The sequence below is a fragment of the Rhodoplanes roseus genome, from assembly GCF_003258865.1.
Classification (GTDB): Bacteria; Pseudomonadota; Alphaproteobacteria; order Rhizobiales; family Xanthobacteraceae; genus Rhodoplanes; species Rhodoplanes roseus.
This window is the reverse complement of record NZ_NPEX01000244.1, coordinates 4,751-8,914: the sequence shown is the minus strand read 5'-3', so window position 1 is coordinate 8,914 and position 4,164 is coordinate 4,751. Positions and strand designations below refer to the sequence as shown.

The following is a 4,164-nucleotide window of genomic DNA, read 5'->3' as shown; positions in this document are numbered from 1 at the left end:
GCCGGCGTCGGCTTCATCGTCGCGGCGCTGCGCCGGCCGCCGCTCGGGGCCGCCGGCGAGGCCCCGCCCGCTCCGGCCCCGGCCGACGCGCGGTGACGCTCGCCGACGAGCTGCGCCGGCGGATTTCGGCGGACGGCCCGCTGCCGCTCGCCGACTGGATGGCGCTCTGCCTCGGCCACCCGACCCTCGGCTACTACGCGACCCGCGACCCGCTCGGCGCGGCCGGCGACTTCACCACGGCCCCCGAGATCAGCCAGATGTTCGGCGAGCTTTTGGGGATTTGGGCCGCCGCCATCTGGCAACAGATGGGATCGCCCGAAAAAGTCCGGCTGGTCGAGCTCGGGCCCGGCCGCGGCACCATGATGGCCGACATGCTGCGCGCCGCCCGCGTGCTGCCGCCGTTCCGCGCCGCGCTCGACGTGCATCTGGTCGAGACCAGCCCGGTGCTGGAACAACGCCAGCGCGAGACGCTCGCGACCGCCGGCGTCGCGCTCGCCTGGCACCAGGCTCTCGAGGCGGTGCCGGACGGCCCGGCCATCATCGTCGCCAACGAGTTCTTCGACGCCCTGCCGGTCCACCAGGCCGTGAAGTCACGCCAGGGCTGGTGCGAGCGGACCGTGGCGCTCGACCCCGACGGCACCTTCGTCCTCGCGACCGGCCCGGCCGAGACGGCCCTGGCCGAACGGGTCCCGGAGTTCTGGCGGGTCGCCCCCTCCGGCTCGGTGTTCGAATGGCGCGACGCTGCGCCCGTCGAGGCCCTGGCACGACGGGTCGTCCACGGCGGCGCCGCCCTGGTGATCGACTACGGCCATGTCGACCAGGGCCTCGGCGAGACGCTCCAGGCGGTCCGCGGCCACGGCTTCGCCGACCCGCTGGCGACCCCGGGCGAGGCCGACCTCACCGCCCATGTGGACTTTTCCGCCCTGGCCGCTGCGGCCACGGCGGCCGGCGCCCGAGTCGACGGGCCGGTGACGCAGGCCGCGTTCCTGCAGCGCCTCGGCATCGTCGCCCGCGCCGAGAGGCTCAAGGCGGCGGCGCCCCAAAAGGCCGCCGACGTCGACGCCGCCCTGGCCCGCCTGCTGGCGCCCGGAAAAACCGGGATGGGCACGCTGTTCAAGGTTCTGGCCTGCGCCGATCCGGCGCTCGGGCCCCTGCCCGCATTGTCGGAGACCGACCCATGATGCTGCACGCCCGCTCCCTGGAGGCCCTGCCCGGCATCCGCCACGCCTTCTTCACCCGCGAGGGCGGCGTCTCGGACGGCCTCTATGCGAGCCTCAATGCCGGCTTCGGCTCGGGCGACGACCAGGACCGGGTCGCCGAGAACCGCGCCCGCATGGCGGCCGCGGTCGGCGTCGCGCCCGAGAACCTGCTCAGCGCCATCCAGATCCATTCGGCCGACGTCATCGTCGCCGAACGACCCTGGACCGCGGCGGGGCGTCCGAAGCTCGACGCCATCGTCACCCGCACGCCCGGCCTCGCCGTCTGCGCCTCGACGGCCGACTGCGGCCCGGTGCTGTTCGCCGATCCGCAGGCCGGGGTGGTGGGGGCGGCGCATGCCGGCTGGCGCGGCGCCCTCGGCGGCGTCACCGACGCCACCATCGCGGCCATGGAGACGCTCGGCGCCTCCCGAAAGACCATCGTCGCGGCGATCGGCCCGATGATCCGCCAGCCGAACTACGAGATCGGTCCCGAGGTGAAGGCGCTGTTCGTGGCGCAGGACCCCGGCCACGCCCGCTTCTTCGCGCCGGGCCGGGACGACCGCGAGATGCTGGACCTGGCCGGCTACATCGCGGCGCGCCTCGAAGCCGCCGGCCTGGGCGCCATCGAGGATCTCGGCCGCTGCACCTATGCGGACGAGGACCTGTTCTACTCCTACCGCCGCGCCACCCACCGCCGCGAGCCCGATTACGGCCGCCACGTCAACGCGATAGCCTTGGTGCCCTGAGCCGGAAGCTCGCCGTCGGAGATCGATCGCGCCGGCCGGCTTCTACACATCGGCACATCGGCGTCCTGCGCGGGCGATGCCGGCGCACGCCGAAACTCCGAACCGCGACCCGAAAGCCACACCCGAGGACTTTCGCACCGGCGGATGCCGCCGTCTCGACCGTCGCCACAATTACGGTTAAGCATCCGTTACCGACCGGCGCGGACACTAGCGCGACCGGCAACAGGCCTGCGGGCGGCACGGGACACCAAGGGATGCAGGGCGAACCGGCAGGGCGGATCTCTCCGCCACCGGCCTCACGGACGAGCCGCGGCGGCATGATCGGTGCGATCCTGCTGGCGCTCGGCTGCGCCGCCTGCACCCAGACCGCCGGCCCGGCACCGGGCCCCGTCGCCGCGGCGCGCGGCCCCACCGTCGCCTTCGAATCCATCGACGGGCCGCCCGAAAGCGTCTTCTCCCGCATGGTGCAGTCGCTGACCAGCGAGGCCGAGTCGCGCCAGCTCTCGGTCGTGTCGCGGGCGACCCCGGCCCATTACCGGGTCCGCGTCTACACGGCGACCATCGTCACGCCGAAGAAGTCGGTGGTGAGCTGGGTGTGGGACGTCTACGACGCCGAGCAGCGCCGCGTCTTCCGGTTGTCCGGCGAGGAGCCGGTGAGCGGTGCGGGCAGCCGGACCTGGGCGGCCGCCGACGAGCAGGTGATTCGCCGCATCTCGGCGAACGGCATGGACCGGCTGGCCGGTTTCATGGCCGCGCCGCGCAGCGCACCCGCCTCCGCCGGCCCCGGCCGGACGCCCGAGCCTGCGCCCGACACGGCCCCGGCCCGCGACGAGAGCATGGCGGTCGCCGCCTACGACGCGCCCGGCCCCTGATCGGCCGGCTCGCATTTCCCCGCCACCCGCCCGCCTCGTATCGAGAAACGCTTAATCCGCGCGGACACGTCCGGCGAAACAGCGTGTTCCCGCGAAGCCATACGGGGGCAAAAACCCCCGGGACAACAAAACCGTCGTATTGCACAGGGCCCGACCGCCTTGTATTCAGACGCCGCCGGTGGCTAGTCGCTCGCGTGGGCGTTCGGGAGGTCGGGAATGCCTGGCAAGAATGGAGCGATCAAGCTCGTCGCAGGCAACTCGAATCCGAGATTGGCCGAAGCGATCGCGGCGTATCTGAAGACCCCGCTGACGCGCGCCGTGGTGCGCCGCTTCGCGGACATGGAGGTCTTCGTCGAGATCCTGGAGAACGTGCGCGGCGCCGACGTCTTCGTCGTGCAGGCGACGTCCTATCCGACGAACGACCACCTGATGGAACTCCTGATCATCATGGACGCGCTCAAGCGCGCGTCGGCGCGGCGCATTACCGCCGTGATGCCGTATTTCGGCTACGCCCGGCAGGACCGGAAGCCCGGCCCGCGCACCCCGATCTCGGCCAAGCTGGTCGCCAACCTGATCACGCGCGCCGGCGCCGACCGCGTCCTGACCGTCGACCTGCATGCCGGCCAGATCCAGGGCTTCTTCGACATCCCGACCGACAATCTCTACGCCTCGCCCGTGATGGTGCGGGACATCAAGGAGCGCTTCGAGCTCGCCAAGCTGATGGTGGTGTCGCCCGACGTCGGCGGCGTGGTGCGGGCCCGCGGCCTCGCCAAGCGCATCAACGCGCCGCTGTCCATCATCGACAAGCGCCGCGAGCGCGCCGGCGAGTCCGAGGTGATGAACGTCATCGGCGACGTCGAGGACCGCACCTGCATCCTGGTCGACGACATCGTCGATTCCGGCGGCACCCTGGTGAACGCCGCCGATGCGCTGCTCGCCCACGGCGCCGAGCGCGTCTACGCCTACATCACCCACGGCGTTCTCTCGGGCGGCGCCGTCGCCCGCATCACCGCCTCCCGCCTCAAGGAGCTGGTGATCACCGACTCGATCCAGCCGACCGAGGCCGTACGGGTCGCCGAGAACATCCGCGTCCTCTCCATCGCCACCCTGCTGGGCGAGGCGATCGGCCGCACCGCCGCCGAAGAGTCGGTGTCGAGCCTGTTCGACTGATTTTTGTCGCCGGGCGGGACGCAGCGCTCGGCACGGCCGCTCCGGCGGCGACGTCCGCCCCGGCGAGCGCTTTGCAGAAGCCATTCGTCGTCCCGGGGCGGCGCGTCAGCGCCGAGCCCGCGCCCCATAACCCCTGTCTTTCGTGAGCCACTGATACCGGGAGTATGGATTCCGGGC

General features: G+C 72.2%; 4 protein-coding genes. All 4 read left to right on the top strand.

The annotated features are described in order from the left end of the window. The first annotated feature begins 92 nt into the window (after positions 1-92). The 4 genes from CH341_RS24465 to CH341_RS24450 all read left to right on the top strand — a co-directional run bounded on the left by CH341_RS24465 (position 93) and on the right by CH341_RS24450 (position 3,987). On the top strand, positions 93-1,181 hold the full coding sequence (locus tag CH341_RS24465; RefSeq protein ID WP_245431233.1) for a class I SAM-dependent methyltransferase: 1,089 nt from the start codon (positions 93-95) through the stop codon (positions 1,179-1,181). Further along, the gene (gene pgeF, locus CH341_RS24460) at positions 1,178-1,945 is read left to right on the top strand and encodes a peptidoglycan editing factor PgeF (RefSeq protein ID WP_111421595.1); all 768 of its coding nucleotides are present in this window, start codon (positions 1,178-1,180) and stop codon (positions 1,943-1,945) included. The genes CH341_RS24465 and pgeF overlap by 4 nt, the downstream gene beginning before the upstream one ends. A gap of 317 nt (positions 1,946-2,262) precedes the next feature. Next, positions 2,263-2,817, top strand: a complete 555-nt coding sequence (locus CH341_RS24455) for a hypothetical protein (protein WP_210208595.1) — start codon at positions 2,263-2,265, stop codon at positions 2,815-2,817. A 216-nt stretch (positions 2,818-3,033) separates the two neighbouring features. Further along, a complete protein-coding gene (locus CH341_RS24450; protein ID WP_111421594.1) occupies positions 3,034-3,987 on the top strand; it encodes a ribose-phosphate pyrophosphokinase in 954 nt (317 codons plus the stop codon). Positions 3,988-4,164: the final 177 nt, after the last annotated feature.